Annotated in this window: 12 protein-coding genes; 6 read left to right on the plus strand and 6 right to left on the minus strand. The window is 69.7% G+C overall.

The window, feature by feature from the left end:
- Positions 1-5 precede the first annotated feature (5 nt).
- The 3 genes from lnt to LRS03_RS08560 are packed head-to-tail and all read right to left on the minus strand — an operon-like array spanning position 6 to position 4,300.
- The gene (gene lnt, locus LRS03_RS08550; RefSeq protein WP_257824990.1) at positions 6-2,471 is read right to left on the minus strand and encodes an apolipoprotein N-acyltransferase; all 2,466 of its coding nucleotides are present in this window, start codon (positions 2,469-2,471) and stop codon (positions 6-8) included.
- Positions 2,472-2,476: 5 nt separating this feature from the next.
- Entirely contained in the window at positions 2,477-3,154 is a 678-nt protein-coding gene (locus LRS03_RS08555; protein ID WP_257824991.1) for a hypothetical protein, read from the minus strand.
- Positions 3,155-3,214: 60 nt separating this feature from the next.
- A complete protein-coding gene (locus LRS03_RS08560) occupies positions 3,215-4,300 on the minus strand; it encodes an SGNH/GDSL hydrolase family protein (protein ID WP_257824992.1) in 1,086 nt (361 codons plus the stop codon).
- Between the two features lie 339 nt (positions 4,301-4,639).
- Between LRS03_RS08560 and LRS03_RS08565 the strand changes: the two genes are divergently transcribed.
- Genes LRS03_RS08565 through LRS03_RS08585 form a run of 5 tightly spaced genes read left to right on the plus strand, consistent with a single transcriptional unit; the run spans position 4,640 to position 11,784 of the window.
- Positions 4,640-5,308, plus strand: a complete 669-nt coding sequence (locus tag LRS03_RS08565; RefSeq protein WP_257824993.1) for a TetR/AcrR family transcriptional regulator — start codon at positions 4,640-4,642, stop codon at positions 5,306-5,308.
- Positions 5,309-5,322: 14 nt separating this feature from the next.
- On the plus strand, positions 5,323-6,507 hold the full coding sequence (locus LRS03_RS08570) for an efflux RND transporter periplasmic adaptor subunit (RefSeq protein ID WP_257824994.1): 1,185 nt from the start codon (positions 5,323-5,325) through the stop codon (positions 6,505-6,507).
- 12 nt (positions 6,508-6,519) lie between these two features.
- Positions 6,520-9,699 carry an efflux RND transporter permease subunit gene (locus LRS03_RS08575; RefSeq protein ID WP_257824995.1) on the plus strand — a complete coding sequence of 1,060 codons (3,180 nt, stop codon included), beginning with the start codon at positions 6,520-6,522 and terminating at the stop codon, positions 9,697-9,699.
- Between the two features lie 58 nt (positions 9,700-9,757).
- A complete protein-coding gene (locus LRS03_RS08580; RefSeq protein ID WP_257824996.1) occupies positions 9,758-10,411 on the plus strand; it encodes a protein-L-isoaspartate O-methyltransferase family protein in 654 nt (217 codons plus the stop codon).
- A 35-nt stretch (positions 10,412-10,446) separates the two neighbouring features.
- The gene (locus LRS03_RS08585) at positions 10,447-11,784 is read left to right on the plus strand and encodes a TolC family outer membrane protein (protein ID WP_257824997.1); all 1,338 of its coding nucleotides are present in this window, start codon (positions 10,447-10,449) and stop codon (positions 11,782-11,784) included.
- A 35-nt stretch (positions 11,785-11,819) separates the two neighbouring features.
- On the opposite strand, the gene LRS03_RS08590 is transcribed toward LRS03_RS08585, so the two are convergent.
- The 3 genes from LRS03_RS08590 to LRS03_RS08600 form a co-directional block, all read right to left on the minus strand.
- A complete protein-coding gene (locus tag LRS03_RS08590; protein WP_257824999.1) occupies positions 11,820-13,088 on the minus strand; it encodes a 3-deoxy-D-manno-octulosonic acid transferase in 1,269 nt (422 codons plus the stop codon).
- A gap of 6 nt (positions 13,089-13,094) precedes the next feature.
- Positions 13,095-14,066, minus strand: a complete 972-nt coding sequence (gene waaC / locus LRS03_RS08595; protein ID WP_257825001.1) for a lipopolysaccharide heptosyltransferase I — start codon at positions 14,064-14,066, stop codon at positions 13,095-13,097.
- Between the two features lie 91 nt (positions 14,067-14,157).
- Entirely contained in the window at positions 14,158-15,546 is a 1,389-nt protein-coding gene (locus LRS03_RS08600) for a phosphomannomutase/phosphoglucomutase (RefSeq protein ID WP_257825002.1), read from the minus strand.
- 166 nt (positions 15,547-15,712) lie between these two features.
- On the opposite strand from LRS03_RS08600, the gene LRS03_RS08605 reads away from it, so the two are divergent.
- Positions 15,713-17,197, plus strand: a complete 1,485-nt coding sequence (locus LRS03_RS08605) for a DNA-3-methyladenine glycosylase 2 family protein (RefSeq protein WP_257825003.1) — start codon at positions 15,713-15,715, stop codon at positions 17,195-17,197.
- Positions 17,198-17,202 lie beyond the last annotated feature (5 nt).

Here is a 17,202-nt window from a genome sequence, read left to right on the forward strand (position 1 = left end):
CCGCCTCAGCTGCCGACGGTCTTCAGCAGCAGCCAGCCCGGCAAGCCGAGGTAGAGCACGGCCAGGCCGCCACGGTCGAGCCACCAGCGCGCATCGAGGGCCCGGCCCGGACGCAGCCAGACGCTTGCGAGCGTGCCCAGCTCGGTGAACGCACGCAGCACCGCTGCGCAGACCACGACGGCGATCGTCCACGCCGCCCACCAGAGGGCAAACGCCTTGAGGTAGGCCGCCAGCCCGTACACCTGCAGCTCGCCGAAGCTGCTGCCGAAGACGATGAACTGGTGCACGCGAAACGCCGGGACGGCCAGCAGCAGCGGGAAGAGCCCGTACTTCACCAGCGAGTGCTCCAGCCACCCCCGCTGAATGGCCCGGCGCACCTGCGCATAGGTGCGCGCGCGCAGGCTGGCGCGCTCCTGCACCGCGGCGCCACCGGCCGCCTCGATCGCGCGTGCCAGGCCGGCCGGGTCGGCATGCAGCAGGCCGGACGGCCAGCGTGCGCCCGAGCCGAGGCGCAGCCAGGCGCCGCTGCCGGGGATCGGCCAGCGCCACGGCTCGACGGCCGCGACGTCGGCCAGGGGCAGTTCAAGCCGCCGCCGTCCGCGCGTGAACACCAGCAGCCCCGCCTCCAGGCTGAGCTGCGCGGCGAAGGCCCGCAGCAACAGCCATGCGGCCAGCTCCGGCGCGAGGAAGAACACGCTGAAGGCGCGGATCTGCGCGAAGTTGTTGGTGCGGAACGGCCCGTCGCCGAAGAGGAACACCAGCGCCATCGCCAGCAGGCTGAGCCGCGCGACACCGCGCAGCAGGCCGGCCGCCACACGCACCGCGGGCGGCAGCACGGCCACGTCGGCAGGGAGGGCCGCCACGCCCGTGACACCGCCGGCCGCCTCGGCAAGGCGGCGTCCGCGCCAGCGGCGCACACCGGCGATGACGGCGAGCGCCGCCAGAAAAGCCGCGCCCAGCGGGCCGACCCAGTCGCCCCACATCACGATCAGCGTGCGCGGCGGCTCCGTCACCGGCAGGTCGCCGATCACGAGCGTGCGCTGGCCCATCTGCGTGCTGGCGACCACCGTGCCGGTGGCATCGATCGCGGCGCTGTAGCCGGTGGTGGTGACGCGGAACTGCGGCAGCCGCGTCTCGATGCTGCGAAAGGCCGCGGCCGCCTGGTGCAGCTCGGCGCCCTGCGGGTAGCGGGTGAACCAAGCATCGTTCGACATCGTGAAGATGGCCTGCGCCCCGAGGCGGGCGCCGTCGATGCCGAGGCCGGTGTCCACGTCGTCGCGGCAGATCAGCGGCAGCACCGGGATCTCGCGCCCATCGGCCAGGCGCAAGGGGAAGACCCGTGCGCCGTTGCCGGCCCGCCAGGCGCCCGTCCACGGGAGCAGTTGGCGCAGCCAGGCGCTGTCGAGCCACGCCGGCACGTATTCGGTCAGCGGGAAGAGCCGGGTCTTGCGGTAGAAGCCGACGAGGCCGGTGCCGGGGTTGACGAACGCGGCGGCGTTGTACTCGCCCGCCTCGTCGCGGTCGTAGGTGCCGAACACGAAGGGCACGCCGGCGGCATTGATGAAGCCCTGGATCTCGCGGTCCAGCTCGGCGCCGCCCTCGCTCTTGGGGTTGCCGAAGGTCGTGGGGTAGACCGTCTCCGACCATAGCACCGCGTCGGCACGGTGCTGCGCGACGGCGCCATGCGACATCTCGTAGTGCGTGTCGAGCACCTCGCGCACCACCGCATCGACGCCCTTCTCCTGGCGCAGGCGCTCGTAGTCGGCGATGTTCGATTGCACGAGGCCCACGCGCAGCGGCTTGGCGTCTGGCGCCGCCGGCAGGCCGGCGAGCGCCGCCCAGCCGTATGCCGCCAGCAGCAGTGGCACCAGCAGGGCCAGGCCCACAGGTCGTGCGACGGCCCGCAGGCCCTGCCCGCGGCGTGCCAGCGCAGCCGCCACCGCTTCGTTCACCAGCAGCAGCAGGAGCGTGAGCCCCGCGGTGCCGCCCACGTCGGCGGCCTGGCGCAAGAGGCGTGAGGGGTAGAGCCCGTAGCCATAGCTGTCGCCCAGCATCCTGGGCACGAGCCACTCGGTCGCCACCCAGGCCGCGGCACCGGCCAGCGCACCCAGAACCAGGCCACGCCGGCGCAGCCGGTGTCGCACCAGCGCGAACACGAGGATTTGCGGCTGGAACAGCGGTGCGGCCACCAGCAGCACCAGCAGGCCGACAGCCGTGCCGAGCTGCGCGTAGTGGCCGATGGCGGCGCCGAACCAAGGAAAGGCCGCCAGCGTGAAGGCGACCGACATCGCCCACGCATTCAGCAGGCAACGGCCGAGCGTGTGCGTTGCATCGAGCGTGCGCAGCCAGGGCACGAGCGCCACGAAGCCGAGCACCCAGCCGGCGCCGCCCCGCGCATAGAAAAACGAGAGGACGGCGCTGGCCAGGAGCCCCGCCGCCGCACGCCCTCCGGGGCGAGACAAGAGATCCACGGGGCTCACCGTCCGGCCTGGTCGGGCTCGACCGGCGCCGGCACCACGACCTTGCGCAGCGGCAGGCCGGGCGGGGCCTGCTCGGGCGGCACGATGCGGTCGCGCGCCGTGCCGATCGGCTGGCGCGCGGCGTCGACGAAGCGCGGGTGGTCGGGGGCGTACATCAGGACAGGCTCGATGTCCTGCCCATCGTCGGTGGTCTGGTGGTGGCGCACGTAGCCCGGCGGCAGCGCGAAGTCTTCGGGCACGGCCAGCCCGACGAGCGGCGGCTTGGTGCCGGGCGGATTGAAGGCAGCGACGCCGGTGGTCACGCCGGCGCGGCGCAGCCGGTCGATCACCTCGTTCATCGTCGGCTTCTCGCCGGGGTTGAGATAGGCGGTGAGGTCGGGCGTGGGGTCGTCGTTCGGGTCGCGTGCGCCCGGTGCCGGGGTGGCCTGCGGCAGCGGTGCGCTTGCCGCCGCGGCCGGTGCAGACGCCACCGGCGCGGCTTCAGGGAGCATGTCGCGCTGCGCCGCGGCCCACATGGGGGCCGCGGGCGGCACGGCCACCGGCTCGGGCGGTGAAGGCGCGGTGAGCCAGTAGGCCACGCCCCCCACCACGACCACGGCGGCCAACAGGTACCCGAAAGACGGGCCGAACGACGTCCCCGCCGCCCGGCTCTCGGTCGCCCGGCCTTTGGTCACCGCTTCCTCCGGCTGCCGGCGTGGACTGCCCGGCACTTTCACATCACACCTCGACGGGCCTCAGGGCGCCGACGGGTTGCTCGTGGCCATCGACCAGCCCGAGCGCTCGTGCGCGTAGCGGTCCCAGATCGGGCTCTTGCCGCCGGTGAACGAGGTGTAGCGCGGTGCCGCCGAGCCGGTGCCCGTGCCGAAACTCAACGACACGTTGCCGCCGGTGTAGGTCGGGTGGATGTCGTCGGACTGGATGTAGTCGTAGGTCGTGCTGGCGGTGATGCGCTTCACGTTGGCATCGCGGACGGTCGAGCGGTAGGTCGTCGTGATGCGGGTCACGTAGGCCGCTTCGGTGTCGCCCGGGCGGTACTTGATGGCTTCGGAGTCGATGAGGCCGTCGCCGTTGCTGTCGTAGTCGGCGGCGTGGTACTGCGCGAAATTGTCGACGCAGACGAAGCCCTTCTGGCGGGCGTATTCGCACATCCAGTAGTTCGCACGCGCCGCCACGCCGAGCATCATCTCGGTGATGTTGACGCCACGGCCGGTCGAGGCGTCGCGGCAGCTGCTGGTCTTGTTGTAGGCATCCATGCCCGGCATGTGCAGGTTGCCGATGATCTTGAGCTTGACGCCCGAGTAGGCGTTGGCGTTGATGTAGTCCATCGCGCGGGCGACGTAGGTCTTGCAGGTCTCGACGCCCTGGTTCAGCTTGGTGTAGCTGCAGGTGCCGGTCTGGCCGTCGAAATCGGCGCGGTTCTGCAGGCCGTCGTTGCCGCACATCTCGAAGGCGACCACGCGGGTGGAGCTGTTCTGCATGTAGGAGCGCTCGCCGACGATCTTGCTTTCGTAGATCTCCTTCGCCACCGCGCCCGACTTGGTGCGGCGGATGCTCTCGATGTCGGTGCCCCAGGCGGCCGACAGGTATTCGGCCTGCACGGTCGGGGCCGAGTACCTGGCCACGTTGGTCAGCGAGGTGTTGTAGCCCGCGAAGATCGAGTCACCGTAGGCGACGACGCGGTACTTGGTCGTGGTGCCGGAGCGGTTGACGGTCCACGACGCGTTCTGGGTGATGCCGGATGCCACCACCTCGGCGCCGAAGCCGAGCAAGGCCAGGGCAGGCAGCAAAGCGCGCATTGCAGCGCTGAAACGGAAGCTCATGCGGGTCTCCTTGAAGGTTTGTGTTTCCCGCCGAAAATGTAGACGGTCGTCTACTTTTAGAGCATCCGGAGATTCCCCGGATCTTTGTACCGGCTTGCTGCGTAGGGGCCAGCCACCTTGGAGAGGGGTCCGGACCCCATAATTTGCACGCGCAAACAACTTTCTGGCGATGGACGCACGTCTCCCGGCGCCTGGGCGAAACCTGCGGCGAGCGAGGCGAGGGCCGACTTGAGGCGGGTCAAATCCGCCGCAGGCTTCAAGACCCTCGCCTTGACCCGCCGCGTTTGAGGCAGCTACATTACTGACCGGTTGGTCAGTATCTCAGCCCCCGCCTCATTCATGTCCAAAACCCAATCCACCGCACCCACCCGGCAACGCCGCAAGGAAGCGCGCCCCCAGGAGCTGCTCGACGCAGCGCTGGCGCTCTTCGTCGAAAAGGGCTTTGCCGCCACCCGCTCCGACGAGGTCGCGGTGCGCGCCGGCGTGTCCAAGGGCACCCTCTATCTCTATTACCCGAGCAAGGAAGAGCTGCTCAAGGCGGTGATCCAGCAGAACCTCGGTGGCGTGATCGCCGAAGGCGCCGGCATCGTCGAGCAGTTCGAGGGCCCGAGCGCCGAGCTGCTCGCCATGCTGCTGCGCATGTGGTGGGCGCGGGTGGGCAGCTCGCCGGCCGGCGGCATCCACAAGATCATGATGTCGGAGGTGCGCAACTTCCCCGAGATCGCGCAGTTCTATCGCGACGAGGTGATCCAGCCGGCGTCCGACCTGCTCGTTCGTACACTGCGCCGTGGCGTGGAGCGCGGCGAGTTCCGCCCGCTGCCGTACGAGGAGACCATGCACGCGCTGATTGCGCCGCTGATCTTCCTCTCGCTGCACAAGAACTCGTTCGGCGCATGTCCGGCCGAAGGCATGGACCTCGACCCGGACCGCGTCGTCGAAGTCCACATCGAACTGATGCTCAATGGCCTGCTCAACGAGCGGACCATCACGACAACAAAAGCACCCTGAGGGAATCTCGTGTCATGACCAGAACCAGACTCAAGTGGCTGATCGGAGGGATCGTGCTGCTGCTGGTGTGTGCGCTGATCGCGCGCACGCTCATCGCCAAACGCCAGGCCCGCGCCGCCGCCGCGCAGCCGGCCAAGGTGACGCAAAGCTATGACCTCGCCGCCACCGACGTGGTGGTGGCCACCCAGCAGGAGCTGGTGCGCACGCTGGCGGTGTCGGGCGGCCTGAAGGCCGTCAACAGCGCCTTCATCAAGGCCAAGGTCGCCGGCGAGGTGAAGTCGCTCACCGTGCGTGAAGGCGACGCGGTCAAGGCCGGCCAGGAACTCGGCCAGCTCGACACCTCCGAACTCGCCCTGCGGGTGAGCCAGGCCGAGCAGAACGCCGCCTCCTCGCGCGCCCAGCTCGACATCGCCCGCCGCGCGCTCGAGAACAACCGCGCGCTCGTCGCCCAGGGTTTCATCTCGCCCACCGGCCTCGAAACCTCGGTGTCGAACGAAGCCGCGGCGCGCGCCAACTACGGCGCGGCCCAGGCCGCCGTCGACCTCGCCCGCAAGTCGCTCGCCGACGCGCGGCTGGTCGCGCCGATCTCGGGCACGGTGTCGCAGCGGCTGGTGCAGGTGGGCGAGCGTGTCTCGATCGACACACGTCTCATCGAGGTCGTCGACTTGTCGCGCATCGAACTCGAAGCCGCCGTGCCGGCCGAAGACGTGGCCGAGGTGCGCGTGGGCCAGACCGCCCGGCTCGAGATCGACGGCTACAGCGAGCCAGTGGAAGCCACCGTCGCGCGCATCAACCCGAGCACCCAGGCCGGCACCCGCGCGGTGATGGTCTACCTGAGCATGAAACCCCACCCCGGGCTGCGCCAGGGCCTCTTCGCCAAGGGCAGCATCGAGCTGCAGCGACGCAATGCGCTGGTGGTGCCGGCCGGCGTGGTGCGTGTCGACCAGGCCCGACCCTACGTGATGGCCATCGTCGACGGCCGCATCGCGCACAAGCCGGTGACGACCGGCGCCCGTGGCGAGGCACGGCTCAACGGCGCTCGCGAGAGCGTGGTCGAGGTCACCGAGGGCATCGCCGCCGGCACGCAGCTGCTGCGCAGCACCGTCGGCCTGCTGCGCGACGGCTCGCCGGTGACGTTGACGGGCGCCCCCGCCCCCAGCGCACCCGCCACCCCGGCCTCTGCCGCCGCGGCGCGCTGAGGGCGAAGCGCCATGTGGTTCACCCGCGTCTCCATCAGCAACCCGGTCATGGCCACGATGGTCATGCTGGCCTTCGTCGTGCTCGGCCTCTTCAGCGTGAAGCGGCTGGCGGTCGACCAGTTCCCGAACGTCGACTTCCCCACCGTCGTGGTCCAGATGGACTACCCCGGCGCCTCGCCCGAGATCGTCGAGGCCGAGATCACGCGCAAGGTCGAAGAAGCCGTCAACACGATCGCCGGCATCAACGCCCTCTCGTCGCGCTCGTACGAAGGTTCGTCGGTCGTGATCGTCGAGTTCAACCTCGACGTGGATGGCCGCAAGGCGGCCGATGACGTGCGCGAGAAGATCGCGCTCATCCGCCCCAACCTGCGCGACGAGGTGAAGGAGCCGCGCATCTTCCGCTTCGACCCGCAGAGCGCGCCGATCTTCAACGTGGCCGTGCTCTCGCCCGAAGGCAAGAAGTCTCCGCAGGAACTGACCACCTGGGCCACCCAGGTGCTGCAAAAGCGCCTGGAAAACGTGCGCGGCGTGGGCTCGGTCACGGTGGTCGGCGGCGTGAAGCGCCAGGTCAACCTCTACCTGCGCCCGGCCGCGCTCGAAGCGATGGGCGTGAGCGTCGACCAGGTGCTCGCGGCCGTGAGAAGCGAAAACCAGGAGCTGCCGATGGGCGCCCTGCAGTCGCGCGAGCAGGAGCGCGTGGTGCAGATCAACGCCCGCCTGAAACGCCCGGAGGAGTTCCGCGACATCGTGGTCGCCCGCCGCGGCGGCAACACGATCAAGCTCTGGCAGGTGGCCGACGTGGTCGACGGCCCGCAGGAGATCGAGAGCCTCGCGCTCTACAACGGCCAGCGCACGGTGCTGCTGTCGGTGCAGAAGTCGCAGGGTGAAAACACCATCGCCGTGGTCGACGGCCTGCAGGCCGCCCTGAAAGACGTGGCACAGCTCGTGCCGCCAGGCGTGAAGATCGAGGTCAACCGCGACAACTCGCGCTCCATCCGCGTGTCGGTGGCCAACGTGACGCAGACGCTGATCGAAGGTGCGGTGCTCACGGTGCTGATCGTGTTCCTGTTCCTGAACTCGTGGCGCTCGACCGTCATCACCGGTCTCACGCTGCCGATCGCGCTGATCGGCACCTTCCTCTTCATGTACCTCTTCGGCTTCACGATCAACGGCATCACGATGATGGCGCTGAGCTTGTGCGTGGGCCTGCTGATCGACGACGCGATCGTGGTGCGAGAGAACATCGTGCGCCACGTGCAGATGGGCAAGACCCCCATGCAGGCCTCGCTCGACGGCACCAACGAGATCGGTCTCGCGGTGCTCGCCACCACGCTGTCGATCGTGGCGGTGTTCCTGCCGATCGGCTTCATGGGCGGCATCGTCGGCAAGTTCTTCCACCAGTTCGGCATCACCATCGTGGCGGCGGTGCTGATCTCGATGTTCGTGAGCTTCACGCTCGACCCCATGCTCTCCAGCGTGTGGCATGACCCGCAGGCCCACCAGCACGGCCGCAAAGGGCCGCCGGTCACGCTGTACGACAAGACCATCGGCCGCGTGACCGGCTGGTTCGACTGGCTGACCGAGTGGCTGTCGAACACCTACCAGCACATCCTCGGCTGGTCGCTCAAGCACAAGCTCAAGACCCTGCTGGTGGCACTGGCCACCTTCGTCGGCAGCTTCTTCGTGATCCCCATCCTCGGCGCCGAGTTCATTCCGAAGGCCGACTTCTCGGAGACGCAGCTCAACTTCTACACGCCGGTCGGCTCGTCGCTGGAGACGACCGAAGCCCGCGCCCGCCAGATCGACGCCGTGCTGCGCGAAATGCCCGAAGTGCGCCACACCGTGACCACGATCAACGGCGCCGGCTCGCCCGGCAAGATCTATGGCGCGGTGTACGTGCGCCTGGTCGACCGAAAGGACCGCAAACGCAGCGTTGACCAGCTCACCGGCCCGCTGCGCGAGCGGCTCGCGCGCATCCCCGGCATCACCGTCACCAACATCGGCGTCACCGACCTCGGCGGCGGCAAGAGCCTGCAGTTCTCGATCCAGGGGCCCGACCTCGCCGAGCTGGAGCGGCTGTCGAACCTCATCATGCCGAAGCTGCGCGAGATCCCCGGCCTGGTCGACCTCGACACCACGCTCAAGCCCAACAAGCCGACCGTCTCGATCGACGTGAAGCGCGAAGCCGCGGCCGACCTCGGGCTCAACGTCAACGCGCTCGCCGGCACGCTGCGCACGCTGGTGGCCGGCACCACCGCCGGCAACTGGCGCGCCCCCGATGGCGAGAACTACGACGTCAACGTGCGCGTGACGCCCGAAGCGCGTGTGGCGGTCGACGACCTGCTGCGCGTGCCCATCAACGTGGCCGCCGCGGCCGACGGCTCGCCGCGCATCGTGCGCCTGTCGCAGGTGGCCGAGGTGACGCCCTCGACCGGCCTCAACCAGATCAACCGACGCGACCTCAACCGCGAGATCAACGTCGACGCCAATGCCTACGGCCGCAGCTCCGGCGAAGTCTCGGCCGACATCCGCCGCGTGCTCGACACCGTGGCCTGGCCGCCCGGCTACCGCTACAGCTTCGGCGGCTCGACGAAGAACATGACCGAGTCGTTCCAGTACGCCATCGGCGCGCTGGCACTCGCCATCGTCTTCATCTACATGATCCTCGCGAGCCAGTTCAAGAGCTTCCTGCAGCCGATCGCGCTGATGGCGTCGCTGCCGCTCACGCTGATCGGCGTGGTGCTCACGCTGCTGGTCTTCGGCTCCACGCTCAACATGTTCAGCATCATCGGCATCGTGATGCTGATGGGCCTGGTGACGAAGAACGCGATCCTGCTGGTCGACTTCGCCATCCGTTCGCGCGCCGGCGAAAACGGCCACGCGCCGATGGGCCGCGAAGAAGCCCTGCTGCACGCCGCCGAGGTGCGGCTGCGCCCGATCCTGATGACCACGCTCGCGATGGTCTTTGGCATGGTGCCGCTGGCGTTTGCGCTGTCCGAAGGCTCCGAGCAGCGTGCGCCGATGGGCCAGGCCGTGATCGGCGGCGTGATCACCTCGTCGCTGCTGACGCTCGTGGTCGTGCCCGTCATCTACTGCTACCTCGACGACCTCGCTGCCTGGGCCAGGCGCAAGTTCGGTGGCGGCAGGCACGCCACTGCTGACATCGCCCCGCAGCCCGCGGGCGGCAAATAGAATTTTTGGTTCCTCTCCCCGTCCCCCCCCGTCTTCCCTGTTTCACACGAGACCCGCCATGAACACCGAGCAAGCCCGCTTCAACATGATCGAACAGCAGATCCGCCCCTGGGACGTGCTGGACCCGAGCGTCCTGTCCCTGCTGGCCGTGGTCAAGCGCGAGGACTTCGTGCCGCCGGCGTATCGGAGCATGGCCTTTTTCGATACGGAGGTGCCCTTGCCGAACGGGCAGTGCATGCTGGCCCCCAAGGTCGAGGCCCGCCTGCTGCAGGCGCTCGAGGTGCGCAAGCACGAGCGGGTGCTGGAGATCGGCGCCGGCTCCGGCCACATGGCCGCGCTGCTCGCCCACAAGGCACGCCAGGTCGTCACGCTCGAGATCGACCCGGTGCTCGCCAAGCTCGCGTCCGAGAACCTGAAGCGCGCCGCGGTCACCAACGTGAGCGTGGTCGAGGGCGACGGCTCCAAGCGCCTGCCCACCGCCGGCCCGTTCGACGTGATCCTGCTGTCGGGCTCGGTGGCTTCCGTCCCGCAGCGCCTGCTGAACGAACTCGCTGCCGGCGGCCGCCTCGCCGCCATCGTGGGCCAGGAGCCGGTGATGAACGCCGTGCTCGTGACGCGCGTGGGCGACAACGAATTCAGGAGCGTCAACCTCTTCGACACCGTCGCGCAGCGCCTCTTGGGCTTCGACGAGCCCTCGCGCTTCCATTTCTGATTCTTCGAACGCAGTACAACCCCAAGGACCTTTCCATGTCCCCTGCTTTCACGCCACGCCGGCTGGTCCTCGCGGCCGCCCTCGCCCTTGGCGCCCTGCCCGGTGCATACGCCCAATCCCTGCAGGAGCTGTACGACACGGCCCGCGGCTATGACGCGACCTACCTTGCGGCGCGGGCGCTGGCGGACTCCGCGCAGTACAAGGCCGACCAGACGCATGCCCTTCGCCGGCCGAACGTCGGCGCGGCCCTCAGCTACGGCCGCACCACCAACGAGACGCCTGTCAGCGAGACCACCAATCGCGGCCCGAGCGCCTCGTTGAACGCACGCCAATCCCTCTTCAACCGCGGCAACGATGCCACCATCTCGCAAGCCGACCTGGGCGTCGACGCCGCCAAGGCCGATCTGGCGATCGCCGAGCAGGACCTGATCGTCCGCGTGGCCACGGCCTACTTCGACGTGCTCGCCGCACAAGATGCGCTGACCACCGCCCAGGCCAGCACCAAGGCCATCTCGGAGCAGCTGGCCTCGGCCAAGCGCAACTTCGAGGTGGGCACCGCCACCATCACCGACACCCGCGAAGCACAGGCACGCTATGACCTCGCGACCGCGCAGGAACTCGCTGCCGAGAACGACCTGCTGACCAAGCGCATTGCGCTCGACCAGCTGGTCGGCCGCAGCGGTGTGCAGCCCAAGCCGCTGGCCGTGCCCGTGGCCCTGCCGCCTGTCGCCCCGGCCGACGTGAACGCCTGGGTGTCGCAGGCCGAAGCTTCGCCGCCGGTGCGCAAGGCGCGGGTCGGCTACGAAGTCGCGCAGCTCGAAACGACCAAGGCCCGCGCCGGCCACCTGCCCACGGTGGAGCTGAGCGGCAGCGTCGGCCAGGGCCGCACCATCGGACAGTCGCAGCAGGGTCCGACGCAGACCATCAACTACCGAGGCGATACCAGCCAGTCGAGCGTCGGCATCACCTTGAACCTGCCGCTCTTCGCCGGCTTCTCGGTGCAGAACCGCGTGAAGGAAACGCTGCTCCTCGAAGAGCAATCGCGCAACAACCTCGACGCCGCCCGCCGCTCGGCAACGCAAGCTGCGCGTACCGCGTACTTCGGCACGCAGTCGCTGCAAGCACGCGTGAAGGCGCTCGAAGCCGCCGAGTCGTCGAGCCAGGTCGCGCTGGATGCCACGCAGCTCGGCTACAAGGTCGGCGTGCGGGTCAACCTCGACGTGCTGAACGCTCAGACGCAGCTCTACAGCACCCGGCGCGACCTCGCCCGCGCCCGCTACGACGTGCTGCTGAACATCCTGCGCCTGCGCCAGACGGCCGGCCAGCTGAGCCCCGCCGACGTGGCGGCGGTCAACAGCCTGCTCGCGAAGTAACGCAAGTCCGTCGTTCCCGCGAACGCGGGAACGACTCAGCGAGGCGCCAGCAGCGGCGCGATGCGATCCGCCATGCGCGCGGCCGCACCGCGGTGCTGGTTGGCAAACGCGACGGCGCGCTCGGCGAACTGCTCGCGCTCCGCGTGGCCGGCCAGGGCCACCGCCCGCGCCACACCCTCGGCCATCTCGGCCACACGCACCGAAGCGCCCGCGGCCAGCGACAGCAGCGCCGCTTCGGCGAAGTTGTAGGTGTGCGGGCCCATCACGATGGGGCAGCCGCAGGCCGCCGCTTCGATCAGGTTCTGCCCGCCGAGCGGTGCGTAGCTGCCGCCGAGCAAGGCCACGTCGGCGAGGCCGTAGTACAGCGGCATCTCGCCCATGCTGTCGCCGAGCCACACGTCCGCCTGCCATGCGGCGTCGTCCGGTTCCACCTGCCAGCCGCTGCGCCGCACGAGCGACAAGCCCTGTGCGCTGACCAACGCGGCCACCTCGTCAAACCGCTGTGGGTGCCGCGGCACGATCAAGAGCAGCGGGCGCTGCGCCGCCAGCAACGCCGTCCACACGCCGAGCAGCATCGCCTCTTCACCCTCGCGCGTGGCCGCGGCCATCACCACCGGCCGCGCGAGGCGCTCACGCCAGGCGCGGCCGCGGGCGATCAGCGCCGGGTCGGGCGCCATGTCGAACTTGAGGTTCCCGCAGACCACCACCTCGCGCACACCGGAATCGCGCAGGCGCGCGGCGTCGTCTTCGGTCTGCGCGAGCGCCATGCGCAGCGTCGCGGCGGCCGGGTACATCACCGACGACAGGCGCTGCCCCTGGCGGTGGCTCTTCGCGCTCAGCCGCGCATTGGCCAGCACCATCGGCACGCCCGCGGCTTCGGCGGCATGCAGCAGGTTGGGCCAGATCTCGGTTTCCATCAGCACGCCGGCCACCGGCTTGAACTGCTCGAAGAAGCGTTGCACCACGCCCGGCGTGTCGTAGGGCAGCCAGGCCTGCACGTCGCCTTCGCGCAGGAGGGCCTTGCCGGCCTCGCGGCCGGTGGCGGTGCTGTGGGTGAGCAGCAGGCGAAGCGTCGGGTGGCGCTCGCGCAGCGCGTCGACCAGGGCCGCCGCCGCGCGCGTCTCGCCGAGCGACACCGCGTGCACCCACAAGGCGCCGGCCTGCACCGTGCCCCGGTAGTCGCCCAGCCGCTCGCCGATGGCGTGGCGATACAGCGGCTCGGCGCGCCCACGCCACCACAGCCGCAGCACGTACGCCGGCTTGAGCAGGCGCAGCAGGTTGGAATAGAGGTGCCGCGCGAGCATCGGCGTTCAGCTGCGCCGGGCGCGGCGCACCACCTGCCAGGTGGCCCACACCAGGTCGACCTCCGGCGTCGGGTCGCGCTCCAGCGCCACCTGGTGCTGGTGGCCATGGGCGGCCAGAGGCCCGGTGCGCCACGCGGTCGGGAAGTTGTAGAGCTGCACGTGCGGCAGGTTGAGCGCCACCGCGATGTGGCTCAGGCCGCTGTCCACGCCGATCAGGCCCTGCGTGGCCCCGAGCCGGTCGACCAGCGCATCGAGCGACATCTGCGGCCATACCGCCGCCTTCTCGCCAATGGCCCGGGCGATGCGCTCGGCACGTGCGCGCTCCACCTCGCCGGCATGCGGCAAGGCGACGCAGAAGCCCGAAGCCGCCATGCGCTGGCCCAGTTCGATCCAGCTCGCCTCGGGCCAGAGCTTGTCGTCGCGCGAGGTGCCGTGCACGAAGACCACGGTGGGTTGCGCCAGTGGCTCGCCACGCGAGAGCAGCCCGTAGTACGGTGAGCCGCTCACCTGGTAGTTGAGTGCTCGCGCTGCCAGTTCGCGCGAGCGGTCAAGCGCGTGGATGCGCGGCGTGATCGCTATGGTCTGGTCGATCAGCCAGCGCACCGACCACTCGTAGCCGGAGCCTTCGGTCTTGTTGGCCAAGCCGAAGCTCGGCCCCTGCGCCATGCGCGCGACGAGGGCCGACTTGGTCAGGCCCTGCAGGTCGATCACCGCGTCGTAGCGCTCGGCCGTGAGCTTGCGCTTGAACTCGCGCCACTCCGCACGCACGGCACTCGTCCAAAAGCGCTTGCGCCAGCGGCGCTGGGCGCACTCGATCACCTCGCCGATGCCCTGCACCCGGCGCACGAGCGGCGCGAAGGCGGGCTCGACCACCCAGTCGATGCGCGCCCCGCTGTAGACGCTGCGGATGTCGTGCACCACCGGCATGGCGTGCACCACGTCCCCGAGCGACGACAGCTTGACGATCAGGACACGCACAGGCGAAACGGGAAGTCAGCCGCCGCCGGGCCGCCCCAAGGCGGCTGACCGCCCACTCGGGGGGCAGGAGCGCAGCGACGTGGGGGCTCCATCAATGCGCCGCAGCGGCAACTTGCGCATCGGGTTTTGCAACCTTGAGCGCCGCCATCATCTTCTCTTCGATGCGGTGCAGCGCCGCCTCGGTGTGCCCCTCGAAGCGCAGCACCAGCACCGGCGTGGTGTTCGACGAGCGGATGAGGCCGAAGCCGTCTTCATAGTCGACCCGCAGGCCGTCGATGGTCACCACCTCGGCGCCGGGGAAGTCGGCCACGTCCAGCAGCTTCTGCACCACCTGCTTCGGCTCGCCTTCGGCGCAGGGCACGTTGAGTTCGGGGGTGTTGAAGCTCGTGGGCAGGTCGTTCAAGACCTGGCTCGGGTTCTTGCTGCGCGAGAGGATCTCGAGCAGCCGGGCGGCGGTGTAGGTCGCGTCGTCGAAGCCATACCAGCGTTCCGAGAAGAAGATGTGCCCGCTCATCTCGCCGGCAAGCGGCGCCTTGGTTTCCTTGAGCTTGGCCTTGACCAGAGAGTGGCCCGTCTTCCACATCAGCGGCTTGCCGCCGTGCTCGCGGATCACCGGCGCCAGGCGCTGGGTGCATTTCACGTCGTAGATGATGGTGGCGCCGGGGTTGCGGTCGAGCACGTCGATCGCAAAGAGCATCAGCTGCCGGTCGGGGTAGATGATGTTGCCGTCCTTGGTGACGACGCCCAGGCGGTCGCCGTCGCCGTCGAAAGCGAGGCCGATCTCGGCGTCGCTCGTCTGCACCGCACGGATCAGGTCGGCCAGGTTCTCGGGCTTGCTCGGATCGGGGTGGTGGTTGGGGAAGTCGCCGTCGACCTCGGAGTACAGCTCGGTCACCTCGCAGCCGAGCGCCCGCAGGATGCCCGGCGCCGACGCACCGGGAATGCCGTTGCCGCTGTCGACCACGATCTTCATCTTGCGCGCGAGCTTGCAGTCGCTCGTGATGCGGTGCTGGTACTCGGGCACGATGTTCATCTTGGCCGAGCGGCCCTTGCCCACCACGTAGTCTTCGCGCTCGATGCGGGTGCGCAGGGCCTGGATCTCGTCGCCGTAGATCGCGCGGCCGGCCAGCACCATCTTGAAGCCGTTGTAATCCTTCGGGTTGTGGCTGCCCGTCACCTGGATGCCCGAGTTGCAACCGTGCTGGCCGCGCGTGGCGGCCACGTAATAGAGCATCGGCGTGGTCACGGCACCGAGGTCCACGACATCGAGGCCGGTCGAGGCCAGGCCACGGATCAGCGCGGCCACGAGGCTCGGGCCCGACAGGCGGCCGTCGCGACCCACCGCGACGGCTTTCTCGCCCGCTGTCACCGCTGCACTGCCGAAGGCCCGGCCGAGGTGCTCCGCAAAACTTTCGTCGATGGTCTTGCCGACGATGCCGCGGATGTCGTAGGCCTTGAAGTTGGACGCGGTGACTTGCATTGCGGGAGTGCTCCTGGTGGAAGTGGCGGATTCTATAGACGCGAGATGTACGCTCCGCGACGTGGAGCATGCGGCGTTCCACCCCGTGTCGAAGCCGCCCGTCGGCCTTGGGGCATGTGTCCGAAAACGGCCAGTCACGGTGCACGCGCTGCCCATAATGAGCCGCATGACCCTCGACCACGACGCCTCCTACCAGGTCTTCAAGGCCCGCGACGCCCGCTTCGACGGCCGGCTCTTCGTGGGCGTCACGTCGACCGGCATCTATTGCCGCCCGGTGTGCCGCGTGCGCACGCCGCGCAAGGAAAACTGCCGCTTCTTCTCGTCGCCCGCCCAAGCCGAGGCCGAGGCCTTCCGCCCCTGCATGAAATGCCGCCCTGAGATGGCCCCCGGCCCGGGCCTCGCGTGGACGGTGATGGACGCCTCGCGCACGCTCGCGCGCCAGGCTGCCCAATGGCTCGACAGCCACCTCGGCAGCGACGACGAAAGCGACACCCCGTCGATGGCGGCCCTGGCCGACCACCTCGGCGTGAGCGACCGACACCTGCGCCGCATCTTCGCCGCCGAGCACGGCGTCACGCCGCTGCAGTACCTGCAGACACGGCGCCTGCTGCTCGCCAAGCAGCTCCTGACCGACACCCACCTGCCGGTCGCGCAGGTGGCGCTCGCGAGCGGCTTTCGCAGCCTGCGCCGCTTCAACGCGGCCTTCGCCGACAACTACCGCATGAGCCCGACGCGCCTGCGCCAAGACGCCGACGAACAACAGGCCCCACCGGCCGACCAGGCCCTGAGCGTGAGCCTCGGCCACCGCGCCCCGTACGACACGGCCGCGATGCTGCGCTTCCTGTCGCTGCGGGCGATTCCCAATGTGGAGCATGTCGAGGGCCTGTGCGTACGGCGCAGCCTGCGCGCCGGGGCCCTGGCCCCGGTGGCCGGCTGGCTGCAGGCCGAGTTCGTGCCCGAGACCGAGGCACGCGCGCCGCAGGTGCGCCTGCAGTTCGCACCCTCGCTCGCGCCGCACAGTGCCCGCGTGGTGGCCGGCGTGCGCCGCTGGCTCGACCTCGACGCCTCGCCCGACACCATCGACACCGCCCTGGTCGACCTGCCCGGCGCGCCCGGCCTCAGGCTGCCGGGCTGCGTCGACAGCTTCGAGATGGTGGTGCGCGCCGTGCTCGGCCAGCAGGTCACGGTGGCGGCCGCGCGCACGCTGGCGCGCCGTTTCGCCGACCGCTTCGGCGAGCCCCTCGCCACGCCGTGGCCGGAGATCACGCACACCTTCCCGTCGCCCGAGACCATCGCCGCAGCCCAGGTGGAGCAGATCGCCGAACTGGGCATCATCCGCGCCCGCGCCGGCGCCATCCTCGCGCTCGCGCAGGCCTGGCCCGAAGCGTCGCGGCACCTGCGCGAGACGCGCGAGCCACAAGCCCTGATCGAGATGCTGCGGCAGCTGCCCGGCATCGGCCCCTGGACGGCGCACTACATCGCGATGCGCGCCCTCTCGTGGCCCGACGCCTTCCCGCCGAACGACGTGGCCGTGCTCAACGCGATGAAGCCGCTTTTCGGCATCACCACCCCACGCGAGGCCGAGGCGCTCGCCGAACGCTGGCGCCCGTGGCGCGCGTACGCCGTGCTGCGTCTGTGGAACTCGCTCTGAAAGGA

This window comes from Rhizobacter sp. J219 (assembly GCF_024700055.1).
Taxonomy (GTDB): Bacteria; Pseudomonadota; Gammaproteobacteria; order Burkholderiales; family Burkholderiaceae_C; genus Rhizobacter.

What these genes read in the sequence shown, in the direction of transcription:
- LRS03_RS08600 (WP_257825002.1), bottom strand. Translation starts at nt 15,546, where the DNA reads ATGCAAGTCACCGCGTCCAACTTCAAGGCCTACGACATCCGCGGCATC.
- LRS03_RS08605 (WP_257825003.1), top strand. Translation starts at nt 15,713, where the DNA reads ATGACCCTCGACCACGACGCCTCCTACCAGGTCTTCAAGGCCCGCGAC.
- LRS03_RS08585 (WP_257824997.1), top strand. Translation starts at nt 10,447, where the DNA reads ATGTCCCCTGCTTTCACGCCACGCCGGCTGGTCCTCGCGGCCGCCCTC.
- LRS03_RS08565 (WP_257824993.1), top strand. Translation starts at nt 4,640, where the DNA reads ATGTCCAAAACCCAATCCACCGCACCCACCCGGCAACGCCGCAAGGAA.
- LRS03_RS08590 (WP_257824999.1), bottom strand. Translation starts at nt 13,088, where the DNA reads ATGCTCGCGCGGCACCTCTATTCCAACCTGCTGCGCCTGCTCAAGCCG.
- LRS03_RS08560 (WP_257824992.1), bottom strand. Translation starts at nt 4,300, where the DNA reads ATGAGCTTCCGTTTCAGCGCTGCAATGCGCGCTTTGCTGCCTGCCCTG.
- LRS03_RS08570 (WP_257824994.1), top strand. Translation starts at nt 5,323, where the DNA reads ATGACCAGAACCAGACTCAAGTGGCTGATCGGAGGGATCGTGCTGCTG.
- LRS03_RS08575 (WP_257824995.1), top strand. Translation starts at nt 6,520, where the DNA reads ATGTGGTTCACCCGCGTCTCCATCAGCAACCCGGTCATGGCCACGATG.
- LRS03_RS08580 (WP_257824996.1), top strand. Translation starts at nt 9,758, where the DNA reads ATGAACACCGAGCAAGCCCGCTTCAACATGATCGAACAGCAGATCCGC.